The 15,382-nt window shown below is 45.3% G+C and carries 15 protein-coding genes; 8 read left to right on the top strand and 7 right to left on the bottom strand.

Going from position 1 to position 15,382, the window contains the following annotated elements:
* The coding region (locus J2Z66_RS27235) for a beta-galactosidase trimerization domain-containing protein (protein WP_209975900.1) at positions 1-1,347 on the top strand (1,347 nt) is incomplete at its 5' end.
* Between the two features lie 207 nt (positions 1,348-1,554).
* Positions 1,555-2,991: a sigma-54 interaction domain-containing protein gene (locus J2Z66_RS27230; protein ID WP_209975899.1), complete on the top strand. Its 1,437-nt coding sequence runs from the start codon at positions 1,555-1,557 to the stop codon at positions 2,989-2,991.
* Between the two features lie 183 nt (positions 2,992-3,174).
* On the opposite strand, the gene J2Z66_RS27225 is transcribed toward J2Z66_RS27230, so the two are convergent.
* Positions 3,175-3,450 carry a hypothetical protein gene (locus J2Z66_RS27225; RefSeq protein ID WP_209975898.1) on the bottom strand — a complete coding sequence of 92 codons (276 nt, stop codon included), beginning with the start codon at positions 3,448-3,450 and terminating at the stop codon, positions 3,175-3,177.
* 177 nt (positions 3,451-3,627) lie between these two features.
* Here J2Z66_RS27225 and J2Z66_RS27220 point away from each other — a divergent pair, with 177 nt between their 5' ends.
* The 3 genes from J2Z66_RS27220 to J2Z66_RS27210 all read left to right on the top strand — a co-directional run bounded on the left by J2Z66_RS27220 (position 3,628) and on the right by J2Z66_RS27210 (position 8,386).
* Positions 3,628-5,256, top strand: a complete 1,629-nt coding sequence (locus tag J2Z66_RS27220) for a copper amine oxidase N-terminal domain-containing protein (protein ID WP_209975897.1) — start codon at positions 3,628-3,630, stop codon at positions 5,254-5,256.
* A gap of 481 nt (positions 5,257-5,737) precedes the next feature.
* On the top strand, positions 5,738-6,514 hold the full coding sequence (locus tag J2Z66_RS27215; RefSeq protein ID WP_209975896.1) for a 3-hydroxybutyrate dehydrogenase: 777 nt from the start codon (positions 5,738-5,740) through the stop codon (positions 6,512-6,514).
* Positions 6,515-7,420: 906 nt separating this feature from the next.
* A complete protein-coding gene (locus J2Z66_RS27210; RefSeq protein WP_209975895.1) occupies positions 7,421-8,386 on the top strand; it encodes a 3-hydroxyacyl-CoA dehydrogenase family protein in 966 nt (321 codons plus the stop codon).
* Positions 8,387-8,644: 258 nt separating this feature from the next.
* Here J2Z66_RS27210 and J2Z66_RS27205 read toward each other — a convergent pair whose 3' ends face one another.
* The 3 genes from J2Z66_RS27205 to J2Z66_RS27195 form a co-directional block, all read right to left on the bottom strand.
* Positions 8,645-8,887 (bottom strand): hypothetical protein, encoded by a 243-nt coding sequence (locus tag J2Z66_RS27205; RefSeq protein WP_209975894.1) that lies wholly within the window; start codon positions 8,885-8,887, stop codon positions 8,645-8,647.
* Positions 8,888-8,910: 23 nt separating this feature from the next.
* Positions 8,911-9,930 (bottom strand): DUF6786 family protein, encoded by a 1,020-nt coding sequence (locus J2Z66_RS27200; protein WP_209975893.1) that lies wholly within the window; start codon positions 9,928-9,930, stop codon positions 8,911-8,913.
* A 108-nt stretch (positions 9,931-10,038) separates the two neighbouring features.
* Positions 10,039-10,707, bottom strand: coding sequence for a GntR family transcriptional regulator (locus tag J2Z66_RS27195; protein WP_209975892.1), 669 nt, complete (start codon positions 10,705-10,707; stop codon positions 10,039-10,041).
* A 140-nt stretch (positions 10,708-10,847) separates the two neighbouring features.
* Between J2Z66_RS27195 and J2Z66_RS27190 the strand changes: the two genes are divergently transcribed.
* The 3 genes from J2Z66_RS27190 to J2Z66_RS27180 are packed head-to-tail and all read left to right on the top strand — an operon-like array spanning position 10,848 to position 13,175.
* Positions 10,848-11,624, top strand: a complete 777-nt coding sequence (locus tag J2Z66_RS27190; RefSeq protein ID WP_209975891.1) for an SDR family NAD(P)-dependent oxidoreductase — start codon at positions 10,848-10,850, stop codon at positions 11,622-11,624.
* Positions 11,625-11,683: 59 nt separating this feature from the next.
* Positions 11,684-11,998, top strand: a complete 315-nt coding sequence (locus J2Z66_RS27185; RefSeq protein ID WP_209975890.1) for a cupin domain-containing protein — start codon at positions 11,684-11,686, stop codon at positions 11,996-11,998.
* 55 nt (positions 11,999-12,053) lie between these two features.
* Complete coding sequence (locus J2Z66_RS27180) at positions 12,054-13,175, top strand: mandelate racemase/muconate lactonizing enzyme family protein (protein ID WP_209975889.1); 1,122 nt, start codon at positions 12,054-12,056, stop codon at positions 13,173-13,175.
* Between the two features lie 33 nt (positions 13,176-13,208).
* Here the strand turns inward: J2Z66_RS27180 and J2Z66_RS27175 are convergent, their stop codons facing one another.
* From J2Z66_RS27175 to modA, 3 genes are read right to left on the bottom strand one after another with little or no spacing between them, the layout of a single operon-like run.
* A complete protein-coding gene (locus tag J2Z66_RS27175; protein ID WP_209975888.1) occupies positions 13,209-13,757 on the bottom strand; it encodes a hypothetical protein in 549 nt (182 codons plus the stop codon).
* Between the two features lie 58 nt (positions 13,758-13,815).
* Positions 13,816-14,487: a molybdate ABC transporter permease subunit gene (gene modB, locus J2Z66_RS27170; protein ID WP_209975906.1), complete on the bottom strand. Its 672-nt coding sequence runs from the start codon at positions 14,485-14,487 to the stop codon at positions 13,816-13,818.
* A 10-nt stretch (positions 14,488-14,497) separates the two neighbouring features.
* A complete protein-coding gene (modA, locus tag J2Z66_RS27165; RefSeq protein ID WP_209975887.1) occupies positions 14,498-15,331 on the bottom strand; it encodes a molybdate ABC transporter substrate-binding protein in 834 nt (277 codons plus the stop codon).
* Between the last annotated feature and the right edge of the window lie 51 nt (positions 15,332-15,382).

The following is a 15,382-nucleotide window of genomic DNA, read 5'->3' as shown; positions in this document are numbered from 1 at the left end:
GCCATCAGGGATGATATTTTCTTTTTTCCTAATGGGCTTGGACATATCAATTGTGAGGGATTGGGTTCCCATATCGAGATCGAGTGTTTGCCGGGTGCCTGGAGCTATGATTATTTTGCTGCTCAAGCGGCGTATACGCGTAACCTGGGTAAGCAAGTCGTTTATATGACGGGGAGATTTCACGCCAGCTGGGGGGATTTCGGCGGCTTGAAAAGCAAGGCCTCTCTGGAGTATGACTGCTGGGATGCCATCAGTAATGCTATCACCACGTCTGTAGGCGACCATATGCATCCTCGCGATGGATTAGAGCCGGAAGTATACAAAACAGTAAGTGAAGTGTATACGGAAATAGAGAAGTACGAGCCGTGGACGGACTATGCGCGTGCCGTGACGGAGATCGGCATCATCATGCCGGAAGGCAGCAGTATGGGAGCCAACAACGTAGATTTCCCGCAAGGTCAAACGATCTTAAATGCTGCCGCGAGGATGCTTGGAGAGCTGAAGTACACATTTGATATCCTGGATGAGAGAGCGGACCTTTCCAAATACAAGGTAATTATTCTTCCTGACGTAATTCCGGTGACCCAACTGCTCGAGGGTAAGCTTGAACAGCATCTGGCCAAAGGCGGCGGCATTATCAGCTCAGGCAGCTCAGGTCTCAATCCCGAAAAGACCGGCTTCACCATGGAAAGCTGGAACATGAACTATGATGGACACGACCCTTGGAATGCATCTTATTTCAAAATGCTAATGGGAGACAGCAAGCTCATTCCTGACCGCCTATGTGCAGTCTATAATCAGGGCATCCTGATCAGCGATAAATCTGGAGCCCAAGTGATTGCCGATTATTATCAGCCTTACTTTAACAGAGAATGGGATGGCTTTCATGGAACTTTCTACACACCACCAGATAAATATTCGGGACATCCGGCGGTATTGCGTTCAGGGGATATATTCCAAATTGGCTTTCAGCTCTTCACTGGATATGGTGAATACGCGATGCCGGAGCATAAATACTTGCTGAAATTCTGTCTCGAACAATTGCTGGCAGATCCAGTTCTAAAATTCGAGCATATTCCTTCTACTGCACGCGTCACTGTAACTGCCAAAGAGAACATGGAAATGATCCACATCAAAGTAACCTACCCAGAGCTGAGAGGCAAATACAATGTAATCGAAGAGCATTCTGTGCTGCATGGGGGTGTGGTAAGTATCAAGGGAGATAGTGCGAAGGCTGTTTATATAGCGCCAACGCAGCAACCTCTTGCCTATGAGCTTATAGACGGATACATCCGCATCCCGCTGCCTGGAATAGAAGGCTACATGATGGTTGTTGTAGAGCATTAAATGCTAGTTTAATAGGACAGGTTGACGTTCCTTCAGGGAATGTGGGCCTGTTTTTCTATTTGTTTGCAAGAGATCATTCTGGCAACATACAACCGATGAGGACTTCCTATCTCTCACACATTGAGCAGTGGCGCGATTTTAGTGTAAAATGAACAATAAACATACTCGGCATGGATAGTCAAAAAATACTTCTGGGGGCAGAATACAATGCAGATTAGCAAGGGCGGATGGGTTCATCGACTTCTTGTGGATTCAAAAGATAAGCAGACAATCCTTCAGCGGGATTTGGAACTCTATAAAGTCGCCTTGGAAAATGCTTATGAAGGTATCGTAATTAGCGATGCGAATGGGACGATTCTGACCGTCAGCCAAACCTATGCGTCATTCTTAAAAACCAGCATTTCCGATATGCTCGGCAAGCATGTGACCGAGGTCATTCCGAACACGCGCCTTCATATCGTGGCTAAAACAGGAAAAGCGGAAATCGCTGATCTTCAGCAGATTCACGGACATTGGATGATTGCAAGCAGGATCCCGATTCGCAGTGAAGGGGAGCTGATCGCGGTTGTCGGCAAAATCATGTTTCAGGATATCGACAAGCTGTTTGTGATGAATTCTAAATATCGGGAGATTAAAGACCATTTGCATTATGCCGAAGGAAAGGAATATGAATCCCCAGGTGTGAAATACAGCTTTAATCATATCATCGGTGAGAGCGAATCTATTGAAAAGCTTAAGCTGCTGGCGTACAAGGTGGCTAAAAGCAGCAGCACAGTAGTGTTAAGTGGAGAGAGTGGGACGGGAAAGGAACTGTTTGCACATGCGATACACAGAGAGAGCGGCCGGAGGCTTGGTCCGTTTGTGCCTGTGAACTGTGCTGCCATTCCGGAAGCTTTGTTCGAATCCGAGCTGTTCGGGTACAAAGAGGGCTCCTTTACCGGAGCGAAACGAACGGGGAAGAAGGGCAAGTTCGCGCTTGCTCACAAAGGAACGATTTTCCTGGATGAAGTCAGCGAAATTCCTTTAACCCAGCAGGTCAAGCTGCTGCGCGTGCTGCAGGAAAAGGAACTCGAACCGGTCGGAGGAGACCGGCCGGAAGCCATCGACGTGAGAGTGATTGCTGCGACAAATCGGGATTTGCGAAAGCTGATGCTGGAGGGAAAGTTTCGTCAGGATCTGTATTATCGGCTGAATGTCGTAGCCATCATGATTCCACCACTTAGAGAAAGACAGAACGATATACCGGTAATTCTGAATGATCTCCTTCGGCAGCTGAGAGAAGAAACTGGAATTCAAGCCGATGGCATCGAAGCTGAAGCTGAGAAACTGCTGATCGCTTACTCATGGCCTGGTAATGTTCGGGAGATGCGGAACGTGCTGGAACGAGCCTTATATGTAATGGATGGAACGTGGATCGGGAAGGCAGATTTACCCGCAGAACTGTGGGAAGACAGCAGTAAACACAACCGCAGGGATAACTCATTAAAAGAACAGCTGGAAAGCTTCGAAGAGCAGTTAATCCGTGAAAAGCTCGTTCATACAAATGGAGACAAGCAGGAAACAGCCCGTCAACTAGGGATCAGCAGATCAAGCTTGTATCAAAAACTGGAGAAATACGAAGGAATCATCAATAAGCCAGTTTAATAGCGGCTGGAAAGAGCATCCTCGGAGTAGTCCGTCTATCCCCAATTCAGTAATTGAGTGGCACGTTCACTTAATGATGTTTTTGATCGTTAAAGCGAGTGTTTCCAGATCAGTCAGCCACTTTAATGATGTTTTTCATCGCTAAAAAAGGGGGATGACCTCAACTGGGGGGGAATAGGGATTTTAACGATATTTTTCATCGTTAAAGTAAGAATATGGAGAGGAGCGGGTGCTTTTAACGATGAAAAACATCGTTAAAGTAGCAGGTCCTCTCGCTTGCGCGCTCTGGCGGGGATGCTCTTTATTCCCAGCGCGAAGCACCTTGCCTTGCCCGTTAGGAAATCTCATCCAATCAAGAGAAAACCCTTGCAGGCTGCCCGTTTGAGTTTGTTGTTCGTGCGATTGTAGCTGAGTGAGGGAATGGCTGTGGGCGGAAGAGCGGCTGGAGCCCACAGCCATTCCCTCCTCCATGCACCATCGTAACGAACACGCACCTCAAAGGGCGCCGCAAGGCGTCTTTCATATCATATTTTATACTTGACGATTGCCGGATTCGAGACTAACATGAGACTAGGGAATCTTTGTATTTAATACATAGATTTAGAAATAAGTGAACGCATGGAGGAGAGGCACTGAATGAAGCTAAGGAAATGGAAGTTAGGCATAGCTGGAGCTTTGGTATTGCTGCTGGTTATTGTCACGGGTTGTGAGGCTTTACAGGGCTATGAAATCGGACAGGTGCTGCAAAACAGCGTAAGCACGAAATCCGGAGAATCAAAGGGCACAGTCGAGGTAGAACTGGTTAAAGGCAATACTGATATGATGAATGAAAATGAACAACATATGTTTGAATTGCTCCAGAATTTTAAGCTGATTTTGAAATCGGTAAAAACGCAGGATCAGGACCATGTATCGGTCAATGCGGAATTTAGCTACTCGCAAGGAACGATTCCGTTCCAAATTGTATACGACGGCGGGAAAATGATTATCCATGTGGAGGGTGCGAAGAAGCCGATTGTGTTAAACGGACTTTCAGTTCCTACCCAGGCAGGAGGGGAGCTGCTAAGTGAAGATCTCCAGCAAGAGCTAACCAAGAAGGTATATGAACTTATTCCATCTGCTGCTAAATTTATTATTCAAAGCGCCCCTAATCCGAAGAAAATTAGTCTGGAGCAGACCACAGCTCAAGTCAATAATGAAAATTTAAGTTTGAAAAAGCTGCATGCCGAGATTTATGGCAATGAGCTGGAAGGCTTAGTGAAGAAATTTCTTACTAATTTAATTGCCGATGAAAAGGGACTGAAGGAGTTAATCGGACAGTTCTATGATGCACTAATGCCAACAATTAAAAAGAGCATTCAAGCGGCTCAGGAAGCGGAGCTTGGAGCTTCAGGAATGGAATCTGTTGGAGAAATGTTAGGCGGTACTTTGGTACCTGATTTACTGAATGCTTACATGGATAACAAGACATTGGTTGTGGAATTTGCCTCAACAACGATTCAGACTTTGTTGAAATCTGCCTTGAAATCAATCGAAACCGAGTTGCAGGCTTCAGAGGAATCTTTGATAGGCTCCGAGATCACGACATTGCTTAGTGATCAGACGTCCGTCAAGCTTGATCTTTATTTTGATCAAGATAAATTAATACGTAAAGCCCAAGTGGACTTACACATTCCGATCGGCGAAGATTCGTCTCCTATTTCCGCTATCAAAATCAAAACGGATATGGAAAACTGGAATTTGAATAAGCCGGTAACCAGCGATAAGATTGATCTTTCAGCGGGTGCATGGGAACTCGATGATATGCAATCGGTCAATGAATATGCGATGCTTAATAATTGGGATCCGAACTCACAGTTTTACAAGCTGCTCAAAGATGATCTGAAAATCACTAGAAAAGATTTCTCGATTTATTTGGGTGAAAGCAATGAATATGAAGAATATTCGATAAATCCATTTATCAATAGTAAAGGGGTTGCGATGGTTCCTATTGAACTAAACTCGGAGGAGTTTGGTGTAGACCTTGAATGGAATGAAGATATGGACCAGATAACCCTTAAGGACAGAAGAACAGGGAAGCCTATTACAGTAACAATTGATAGCGATATAGCTACAGTTGATGGGGCCAAGGTGAAATTGGATAGCCCGGCCGTCTTAATGGAGAGCGATTTCCTCTTTGTACCGCTGAGATTCCTTGCTACAAGTCTTGACTTTAATCTGGAGTGGGAAAGCAGCACGAAAACCGTCTTTTTAAACCGGGATTAACCCATATGTAAAAATCCTTTGCAGCTTGCTGCAGAGGGTTTTTTTGTAATTATGAGCCTGAAGCCCTTAATTGCCGCTTTTCTCCCTATTTTAGGGATACTTACGGACCTCAGTTCCTTTATTTGTGCCAAAGGGTCAGATATGCATCCAGATAGAGGAATAGCGGACCTCATGTCCTTAACGATCTTTAGGTGGCTTTAAATCTACATATAACGAAAAAAGTGTCCGATTTTATGGAATGATTCCATTTTTATAGAAAGTAACTGTCCTTAGAATTGATTTTTTTATTATAGGCCACTCTCTCGCTGAGTTAGGAAGACAAATTTTCTGGAATTATAATGATTTTGAATATTTTAATTGTTTTGGCATGATTCTTGCTAATAAGTAAAGTAGGGTCAAAAAAATGGCGGGATCAAGGATTCCATCATTGAAGTATCATTGAGATAGAACAACATGCCATAAAATAAGGAGACAAACAGACATGCTAAAAGACAAAGTGGTGTTTATTACTGGAGCGGCAAGTGGAATTGGATTTCGGATAGGGGAGGTATGTGCCGAAAATGGGGCGAAAGTTATTATAAGCGACATGGATCAAGCTAAGGTTGATGCCGCCGCAGCGAAGCTCATGGCAAGAGGATTTGAGAGTGCTGGCGTACGCTGTGACGTAACCATTGAGGCAGAGATCGTGGAAGCGATTGACTTTGCAGTAAAACAGTTTGGCAGAGTTGATGTGTTGGTGAACAACGCCGGCATGCAGCATGTGGCATCCATAGAGGAGTTTCCTACAGAGAAATTTGAACAGATGCTGAAAGTGATGCTTACGGCTCCTTTTATCGCTATTAAGCATGTATTTCCGATTATGAAAAAGCAGGCATACGGACGAATTATCAATATTGCATCCATCAATGGTGTCATCGGCTTTGCCGGCAAAGCGGCTTACAACAGTGCAAAACATGGCTTGATAGGCTTGACGAAGGTAGCGGCATTGGAAAGTGCCCCCCACGGAGTGACTGTGAATGCTCTCTGTCCAGGCTACGTGGATACTCCACTTGTGCGCAATCAACTGCAGGATCTGGCCAATAATCGGCAAATAGATCTTGAGAGTGTTCTGGAGGAGGTCATTTACCCGCTCGTTCCGCAGCGAAGGCTGCTGTCTGTGGACGAGGTTGCTGACTATGCGGTATTTTTGGCCAGTGATAAAGCAGGCGGTGTAACAGGTCAGGCTGTTCTAATAGATGGTGGATATACGGCTCAGTAGAAAACTTAAATAAAAAACTGGCTCAACCTAATAATCAGTGCTTGACAGTCAAGCTAACATTGGATGGCGGTTAAAATTTCACGAAAATGCCAGCTTTATAGCGGCCCGGTACTTGTTATAGCTATTGGCTATTTTCCGACGAGGGTAACACGTGGGCTAATGGTCACCGCAGTCTAAACTTGCCCCACTATGCTTCCAATTTTATGGAAACATCAAATATTGGAAATTAAGTTGATTTTATATAAATAATAAATATCCAAATGAGCCCAATAATAATAATTTTCCCCTTTTAAAAGCACTGGGAACGAACAAAATTACTAAAAACAGCTATGGCTTGCCGCGGACCCCCGACATGAAAGCGGCTCTTTTACAGAAAATAGAGCTGGGGCTCTACGAGGAGAGATCAAATTTCATCATATATTGGTAAAATAGTATATTTTCCGCTCTTGAACAACGCTCATATGGAGCTAATATGAAATCCCATTTTTCTGGAAGCGTTGTGGGGCAAGCTTAGTCACCGCAGTCCGTTAGAAGCGGAAATGCAGCGAAATGAGTTTGTAACGGTCACGGATGCCCATTACAGGCTGAAAAGGGGGCGATTGTGGGGAAAACCGCCTTCTTATGGTCGCGGATGTCCATTAGAATCGTGAATATGTAAAAATCAGCCTCTAAAGGTCAGCGGTGACCGTTAGAGACAGGTCCTTTCCGTATCTGGAAGAATGGAAGATATCTTCCGTCGTTGTGATATACGGATTCTGCATCGGTCTATTCCTCTTTTGTTGTTGGGTAGGACTTTCAACCGTACAGGATTGGCAGATGTTTTTCCAGTTTTAGCTATCCATTCATTTGTCAAGCACTGATTGTGGTGTTGAGCCAAAAAACTTAAATAGAAAGCAGGAGATAGTTATGATGTTTCAAAAAATTGCTGTACTCGGTGCTGGCACGATGGGCCATGGTATAGCCCAATTATTTGCCCAAAATGGTATTTATACGGCTGTTTACGACCCATCCACGCAGGCGCTTGAAAATGCTGTTGGCAAAGTTCAGAGAAATATTAAATTGTCACTTAACATGCAGGAAAGTCCGGCTGCCACCTCTGAGCAAATTGAAAGCAAGCTGCTTTACACATCGAACCTATCGGAGGCCATTTCGGAAGCCGATCTGATTATCGAGGCGGCGCCGGAGAAGATAGAAATCAAGCGGGAGCTTTATCGGCAAATCGCTCCGCTGATGAAAGCAGAAGCGGTTATGGCTTCCAACACTTCCACTTATGCACTTGAAGAGCTTGCGTCGGGGGTGCCTTTTGCTGATCGGATGATCATTATGCATTTTTTCAATCCGGCTTCGTTGGTTCCACTGGTGGAAATCGTTGGACTTTCGAATACCGATAAAGAGATTCTGGAACAAATCGCAGGCTTGCTGGTTCAATGTGGGAAAGCTCCAGTAATTTTAAACCGCGATATCCCTGGCTTTATTGCTAATCGGCTGCAGGCCGCGGTGATGCGGGAAGCGAGCTATTTGCTGGAAAATGGCATTGCAGATGCCAGGCAAATCGATACGGTGATGACCGAGGGACTGGGGATACGCTGGGTCATGAGCGGCCCTTTTGAAATAGCGGATTATGGCGGGCTAGACGTGTGGGAGAAAGTAACTGGACATCTGTTTCCAGAACTGGATACCCGGATCACAGCACCGGATGCTATTCAAGAAAAGGTTCGGAACGGGCAGTTAGGTGTGAAGAGTGGAAGCGGTTTTTATGATTATGGCGATGAGGAGCAGAGAAATCGTTTATCCGAAGAAAGAGATCAAAGGTGGATACAACTGCTGCAGCTCAAGGAGCGCACAGGGAAATCGCAAGAAAAGTTGGAATAGTTATAGTTTACAAAAGGGAAGCGCGAGGAGGGTATCCATTTGGGCCAATGTTGTCAGGATAACGAGGGGCAGCGGACGTGAATGGGAAGCCAGTAACTGTAACGGACACCAGCGCTCCTTAGCGCCCCCCAAAAGCCCAGCTGGAATTCTAACGGACATGAGCGCCTTTACAGCCCTAACGGAGCGTATTTTTCCCTTGTTGAGCGGGCTAAGAGTCGCTCATGTCCATTAGATGGGCGACGGATGAAAAAAATGCGTCTAAGGTGCAACCTTGTCCGTTAGAAATCCGTCCGCTCTCCACGTGCCATTGCTCGGGTTGCTCGGCTTATCGCCTGAGAAGTTGCTTAACCTGACAACATTGCCCATTTGGGCTCCCTGCTCGCACCCCGACCGCTCTTTAATAATACAAACATCGTTACGGGGAAGCCGAGTTGCTGGGGCTTGAGGGTCGTCCGGTCGTCCGTAATAATGCCGCGCCGCTTCATTCTCTTTTCTGAACATCAGCAAAGGGCCAGCATGCTGGCTTACAGCTTGATTCCGAGCATGTGTTCAACTATTTCAGCGACTTGAGTGGTCTTTCCTATAAAATAATAAAGCTGCGAGACATCCTCAGAACATAGATTACCTTCATTTCCAATAGCCGGAGCATGATATTCAAGCTCACCAAAGCCTCCCATTTGATTCCCGTCGAAGAAAAATTGCATGCACGAGCCGAGGTAGTCAGGATCAGTTGCAGGATAGTCAGGATAATATCCGGAAGGATTGACTTGGAACTGACGTACAATAAGGCTGCTTTCCGTTTCATTAAGCTGACGGATGTAGCCGAATCTGCCTGTACTTTGTAAAGCGTCGAAGGATAGTTTGAATTTGCTGTTTCCTTGATAGGGGAGGCTTACATACTGAGGGTGAGATCCCATTTCAACAGCTGCCTCATCGCTGAACATGACTAGGGGTTGGGTTTTGCCCCATTTCGGAATCAGAGCTGTGCCCCCCATGGGAACCTGCATGATACTCCAAATATTGCAATAAGCTTTTTCTTTTGCAGCGGCAGCGGTTAACTTTGTTTGACATTCATACCCTATGTAGCTTACCTCTAACAAAGATTTATAATCTTCCGAGAGATTCATCTGAAAAGGAGTCGGAATACGAGTGTATGTTTTTTCAAGCTTCAGCTCTATTTCATCCTGAGAAACATAATGCTTCAGCTTTAAGGTTTGCTCGGTTACAATAGTGGGGTCGTTTGCGGAAGATGTAATTCGATAAGATCCCGGGTCTAGCTGTTCCGGTATGTTATATTCACCTGTTGAGTCCACGAAATAATTGCATTCAGGACTGATCCAGGTGCGGTCGCCGCCAACATTCCACTCCCCTTTTTCTAAAGAAGAAAGCTGAGTCCAGAAGGCGGATTCGTCTCTCTGTGATGGCTTTAATTGTATGACTCTTGACCCACGTTCCATAACGACCATTTGTCCCTGCTCTGAACTGCCTAGTGTTTGATAATGCTGCTGCTCTTTTTGGAGCTGATTTGTCAGTGAGTTATACATCGTAATCCCCTTTGTCTTTTTGCTTTGTTTATTTCTGAAAAAATATGCTGCTATAAGCATTTCAAAAAAATAGACCGTGATCCCTCGCTAGGGGCGGTCTATTTACGTTTAAGATTCAGCGGAAAAACAGAGCAAGCAGTCCTCGTTATGGATATGTTCAGTCCATTGCAGAGCAATTTGTGGGAAATCTTTGGTTTTGAGTGCTTCAAGCAGGAGCGCATGGTCATTGGAAACCCGATTTAGATCGGTGAATTGACGCGTATTTTTGATAAAATGAAGACGCAGCCGATTCACGATGCTTGCCCATATTTGTTTGGTGTAGGCCGACTCATTAAAAGATATAATTTGCTCGTGAAAGCGGATGTCCTCTTCGATGAGTCCGAAAAGATCGTTCTCGCCCGCAAGGCTGCTCATATTGCCAACAATAGCATCCAATGTGTTGAAAAGCGCCTCGTCAAAAATGTCAAGATTGTATTTAATGGCGTACAGCTCTAGCTGCAGACGGACAGGAATCAACAGATCTATAATTTCCTCTTTGTGGACATCAGCTACGGCTGTTTCCCGGTAAGGTAATGAAACGACCAGACCCATAGCCTCCAAGTCCCGCAGGGCTTCACGAATCGGTCCGCGGCTGATGCCCATTTGCTCGGAAATTTCCAGTTCTTTAAGCTTGTCTCCAGGTTTCAAATCGCCATGAATGATAGCATTCCGTATATCCGTAGCCACTCGTTGGCGCAAAGATAAATTTTCCTGGCTTTTAAATTGAAATGAGGCCATAAATTCTCCCTTGCTAATTTCGATTTGTATTACCCATAATTATAGAGGAGCAGGAAGGAAATATCAACAAGAACCAGAGAACAATAAATTGTTGACAATCATCAATTACGGGTATAGGATATAATGAGGAGGGATCATTGATGGAACGATTTGCAGGGAAGACGGTTGTTATTACTGGTGGAGCCACCGGGATCGGGTTTGCTGCTGCTCAGCTGTTTGCGAGTAGCGGAGCGCATGTCGTTCTGGCCGGCCGAAATAGTGCAAATGGAGAAGCAGCCCAGCAGGCGCTTCGGGAAAAAGGCGGAGAGCATCTATTTGTACAAGCCGATGTTTCCAAGGAAGAAGATGTGAAGCGTTTAATGCAGCAAGCTGCAGCACATAACGGACGCATCGATATATTGGTTAATAACGCAGCTATGTTCTATGAAAGTGATTTCTTGACAGAAACATCTGAGCAGTGGCGCCGCGTATTTAATGTAATTGCTGATGGTGCTTATTTGTGCACGAAGTATGCGGCAGAGGTTATGGTAGCTAATGGACATCCAGGTGCAATTGTAAATATTTCCTCCATTAATGGATACAGGGCACTGAATAAATCGAGCCACTACAACGCAGCCAAAGGGGCTCTGGACCAATTAACACGCTGTACGGCACTGGAGCTTGCTCCCTATGGGATCCGTGTGAACGGAGTAGCGCCTGGCTTCATTGATACGGGATTGTCCGTAATTGGCGGAGTTAACGAGCTGGAGACTGAGGATTTTCTGCATTATTATATCGGTCAGCGTAAAATTCCATTAGCACGGGCGGGCCTTCCGCAAGAGATAGCTACAATAATAGCTTTTTTGGCATCCGAAGAATCGTCCTACATACAAGGAGCCACGATCCCGGCGGATGGCGGTTTGTCGATTACTTTCTAGGAAGAACTAAATAATCATAGTGAAAACAACGAAACAATTTGCAGAAAAGGGGATTGAAGATGAAGCTAGGCGATTGGCAGCAAATCAATGAACTGATTCGAAGGAAGGTATTTCCTCCAGGTGAACAAATTATGAGCATGCTTGTGGATTTCAAAAAAGGCGGGACCGGACCGGAGCATTCACATCCACATGAGCAGTTGGGATTCGTGGCAAGCGGTAAAATAAAGATCACAATCGCCGGTGTAGAACATGTACTGGTAGCGGGGGAACAAATTCATGTGCCGAGTGATCAGCCTCATTTTGTTGTAGCTCTAGAGGATTCGTTGGTGCTAGAGACGTTCACACCCTTACGTGAAGATTTATTAAACAGTTAATCAGTATTAGGCCTGATAGATTTATATTTTTATTTAATAGAATGGAGAGAAATATATGAAGATAACTGATGTTGAAGCGATATATTTACAAATCCCTGACCTTGATGCAACCAAATGTGATGGTACACAAGATACACTGATCATAAGAATACACACAGATGAAGGTATCACTGGAATCGGTGAAGTGGATTCTTCTCCACTAGTAGCTAAGGCTGTAGTAGACGCGCCGGCCTCTCATTCCATTGCTACTGGCCTACGCAGCTTGCTGATCGGCGAAAACCCGATTGAAATCGAACGGCTGTGGGATAAAATGTACCGCGGCACGATTTATTTTGGTCGTACGGGTCCGGCGCTGCATGCGATCAGCGGGGTTGATATTGCGCTTTGGGATATCCTCGGCAAAGCAATGAAACGCCCGGTTAGTGAAATGCTTGGAGGCGTATTTAACCGTAAGCTTAAGGCTTATGCAAGCGCCTTGATGCCAGAAACTGTGGATGAAGCTGCACGGATGGCTGAAGCACAGGCGAAGCTGGGATACAAAGCAATGAAGTTCGGTTGGGGACCTATCGGACGCGATGCCAAGTTCGATGAAGCTCAAATCAAAGCAATCCGCTCGGCTGTCGGCGACGACATCGATATTATGATTGATGCCGGGCTGGCTTGGGATTTAAAGGGTGCTCTGAGGATGGCAGAAATTTACGAGAAATACAACCTGTTCTGGCTGGAAGAGCCTGTGCATTCCAACGATATTGCAGGCTATCGTGAGCTTGCTGACCGGACACGCCTTTCAATTGCAGGTGGAGAGCAGGAAAGTGGAAGAATGGCCTTTCAGCGTCTGCTTGATGAAGGACATCTGGATATTATTCAGCCGGATCTGGCCCGCGTAGGCGGCTTGTCTGAAGGCAAGAAAATTGCTTATATGGCTTATGACCGTCATAAGAAGGTTGTGCCGCATGCGTTCAAAACTGGCATTTTGGTTGCAGCCAGTACACATTATGCGGCTTCAATTCCAAATGGCTTTATGATCGAGTATACGGTTTCGACTTCACCGTTGTCGCGAGATCTTGTAAAGGGCGCCATCGAGTTCAAGGACGGATATGTAACTGTCCCGACGGATCGTCCAGGTCTCGGCGTTGAAATAGATGAAGAGGTATTGAACAAGTACAGGGTTAAATAAGTATATAATCGATAAGAGTTAAGGATCGTCCGTTTATCGGAGGGTCCTTTTACTGTTTAAGCAATTTCGTACCTCGTCCACTGGAAATTCAAGAGTTTCAGCCACTTCTTCGGGAGAAAATCCTTTGTCAAGAAGCTTGTGGATAATGTTGTTTCTCTCTACTTCTTTGCCTTCCTGTTTGCCTTCTTTCTTGCCTTTCTCCTTACCCGCTTCAATGCCTTCCTCATAACCCCAACGTTTCCATGCAGGCATAAGATCCATAATAGCTGCTCCTTCCTCAGGGTATTGTTTACTTAATTCTTGTAAGATCTCTTCATCTTGCTTTATATTGGGCATGAAATACAAATCGGCGACGGACATAATGAGCATAAATCTCGCAGGATCAAGCTTCTCTCGCAGCCGTAACATCATCTGCAGAAATGCAAAGCGAACCTCTCGTTTCTCTTTTTTAGTATACCCCATTTTTGCCAGCAATGCAGCAGCTACCGGGTTATCTGAATCGATAAATCTGCGCCAGTCCTGCTTCTTCAGTTCGACCTTCAAAAATTGAAAGTGAAGAATAGGATGCTCGGGAATGGCCATAGAGAATGTATCCGGTTCCTCACGTATGGTGCCAGAAGTAAATATGGCAATATTCGCGTTATTCGCGCTTTTTACGATTTACAATCATAAGCATAACAAATGAGGTAATGACTATCGATAGGACCCAATACAAAGCGAGGCCCATTTTGCCGGTATCGACAGCAACGTAGATGGCAGTTGGAATGGTTTGTGTTTTTCCGGGGATATTGCCGGCGATCATTAAAGTAGCACCAAATTCCCCAAGCCCTCTAGCAAAACCGAGGATGTAGGAGGAAAGCAGTGCTGGCCAAGCTAGTGGCAGGGATATAAACCAAAGCACCTGCCGCTCGCTAGCTCCTATGGATCTTGCGGATTCTTCCAAATCCCGGTCTATAGACATAAATCCTACTTTCAAAGTCTGGTAAACAAGTGGAAATGAGATGACTACAGAAGCAATAACAGCAGCCTCCCAAGTAAAGACCAGGGGTTGGTTAAACAAGGATTCAACAAGCTGCCCGACCCAGCTTCTGCGGCCCAAGGAAACAAGCAGCGCAAAGCCCACAACCGTCGGTGGAAGGACAAGCGGCAGCATAAATAAGGTTTCAACGATCGTTTTTCCAATGAACTGACGCCTGGCCATATACCAGGCAGCGATCAGTCCAAGAGAGAAAACAATGACACTAGAGAGCAGTGATATTTTCAGAGATAATAAAATCGGTGAAAGAAACTCTTCCCAATTGAACATGACCATCATATTCCGGTCAGTCCGTGCCAGGCAGGGAGAAGCCATATTTCACAAAAACATCCTGTGCCTCTTTGCTCAGCAAATAATCGTAAAAGGCTTGAGCCTCTTTGCTGTGCTTTGATTCTTTGATAAGTCCGATTGGATATTGGATCGGTTTATGGCTTTTTGGATCAACGGTCAAGGCGATTTTTATTTTTTGTGAAGTGAGCGCATCGGTTTTATACACAAAGCCAGCGTCTGCATTGCCAGTTTCCACATAGGTAAGCACTTGGCGAACATCTTTAGATAGAACGAGCTTTGATTGAAGCGAATCCCACAGCTTATAGTAAGTAAGTACTTCTTTAGCATAGCTGCCGGCAGGAACACTTTCAGGCTGTCCAATAGCGACGTTTGTAACCTCTGACTTAGATAGATCTTCGACTTTATCAATGGCAGATTTAGCATCCAGAGCCGTAATTAACACGAACTCGTTGGTTAGCAAATTGGTTTGTTGAGCTTGATCAATAAGCTGCTTGTCGACCAAGGCTTGCATCTGTTTCCTTCCAGCTGAAATGAATACATCTGCCGGGGCTCCTTGCTCAATTTGCTGCTGTAGGGTTCCCGAAGCGCCAAAGTTGTAGTTCAGCTTGATATGGCTGTATTTTTCTGAATACAGGGTTTGAATTTCTTTTAAGCTGTCCGTTAAGCTTGCAGCGGCGGAAATGGTGAGCTCGATTTCCTCCATTTTCTTCGGCGTTTCGCCTTGTTTCGTTGGTTTGGCTCCGCAAGCTGTCAGTGCCAGGGCCAGGGCAAGTACCAGTAAGCAAATGACTGCTAATTTGGATGGGAAAAAGCTGTTCGTTTTCTTCATTACAAATGAGACCTCCTGATTTCTAAATATACCAAAACAACATTCAGATCA

It is taken from the genome of Paenibacillus eucommiae, from assembly GCF_017874215.1.
Classification (GTDB): domain Bacteria; phylum Bacillota; class Bacilli; order Paenibacillales; family NBRC-103111; genus Paenibacillus_AI; species Paenibacillus_AI eucommiae.
Note: the sequence above shows the minus strand (reverse complement) of the source record. Positions and strands in the feature narration are given on the sequence as shown.

Coding starts and splice junctions, on each gene's coding strand:
- J2Z66_RS27215 (WP_209975896.1), top strand. CDS start 5,738: ATGCTAAAAGACAAAGTGGTGTTTATTACTGGAGCGGCAAGTGGAATT.
- J2Z66_RS27210 (WP_209975895.1), top strand. CDS start 7,421: ATGATGTTTCAAAAAATTGCTGTACTCGGTGCTGGCACGATGGGCCAT.
- J2Z66_RS27225 (WP_209975898.1), bottom strand. CDS start 3,450: ATGGCTGTGGGCTCCAGCCGCTCTTCCGCCCACAGCCATTCCCTCACT.
- J2Z66_RS27195 (WP_209975892.1), bottom strand. CDS start 10,707: ATGGCCTCATTTCAATTTAAAAGCCAGGAAAATTTATCTTTGCGCCAA.
- J2Z66_RS27175 (WP_209975888.1), bottom strand. CDS start 13,757: ATGGCCATTCCCGAGCATCCTATTCTTCACTTTCAATTTTTGAAGGTC.
- J2Z66_RS27180 (WP_209975889.1), top strand. CDS start 12,054: ATGAAGATAACTGATGTTGAAGCGATATATTTACAAATCCCTGACCTT.
- J2Z66_RS27220 (WP_209975897.1), top strand. CDS start 3,628: ATGAAGCTAAGGAAATGGAAGTTAGGCATAGCTGGAGCTTTGGTATTG.
- J2Z66_RS27200 (WP_209975893.1), bottom strand. CDS start 9,930: ATGTATAACTCACTGACAAATCAGCTCCAAAAAGAGCAGCAGCATTAT.
- J2Z66_RS27230 (WP_209975899.1), top strand. CDS start 1,555: ATGCAGATTAGCAAGGGCGGATGGGTTCATCGACTTCTTGTGGATTCA.
- J2Z66_RS27190 (WP_209975891.1), top strand. CDS start 10,848: ATGGAACGATTTGCAGGGAAGACGGTTGTTATTACTGGTGGAGCCACC.
- J2Z66_RS27185 (WP_209975890.1), top strand. CDS start 11,684: ATGAAGCTAGGCGATTGGCAGCAAATCAATGAACTGATTCGAAGGAAG.
- modA (WP_209975887.1), bottom strand. CDS start 15,331: ATGAAGAAAACGAACAGCTTTTTCCCATCCAAATTAGCAGTCATTTGC.
- modB (WP_209975906.1), bottom strand. CDS start 14,487: ATGGTCATGTTCAATTGGGAAGAGTTTCTTTCACCGATTTTATTATCT.
- J2Z66_RS27205 (WP_209975894.1), bottom strand. CDS start 8,887: ATGTTCAGAAAAGAGAATGAAGCGGCGCGGCATTATTACGGACGACCG.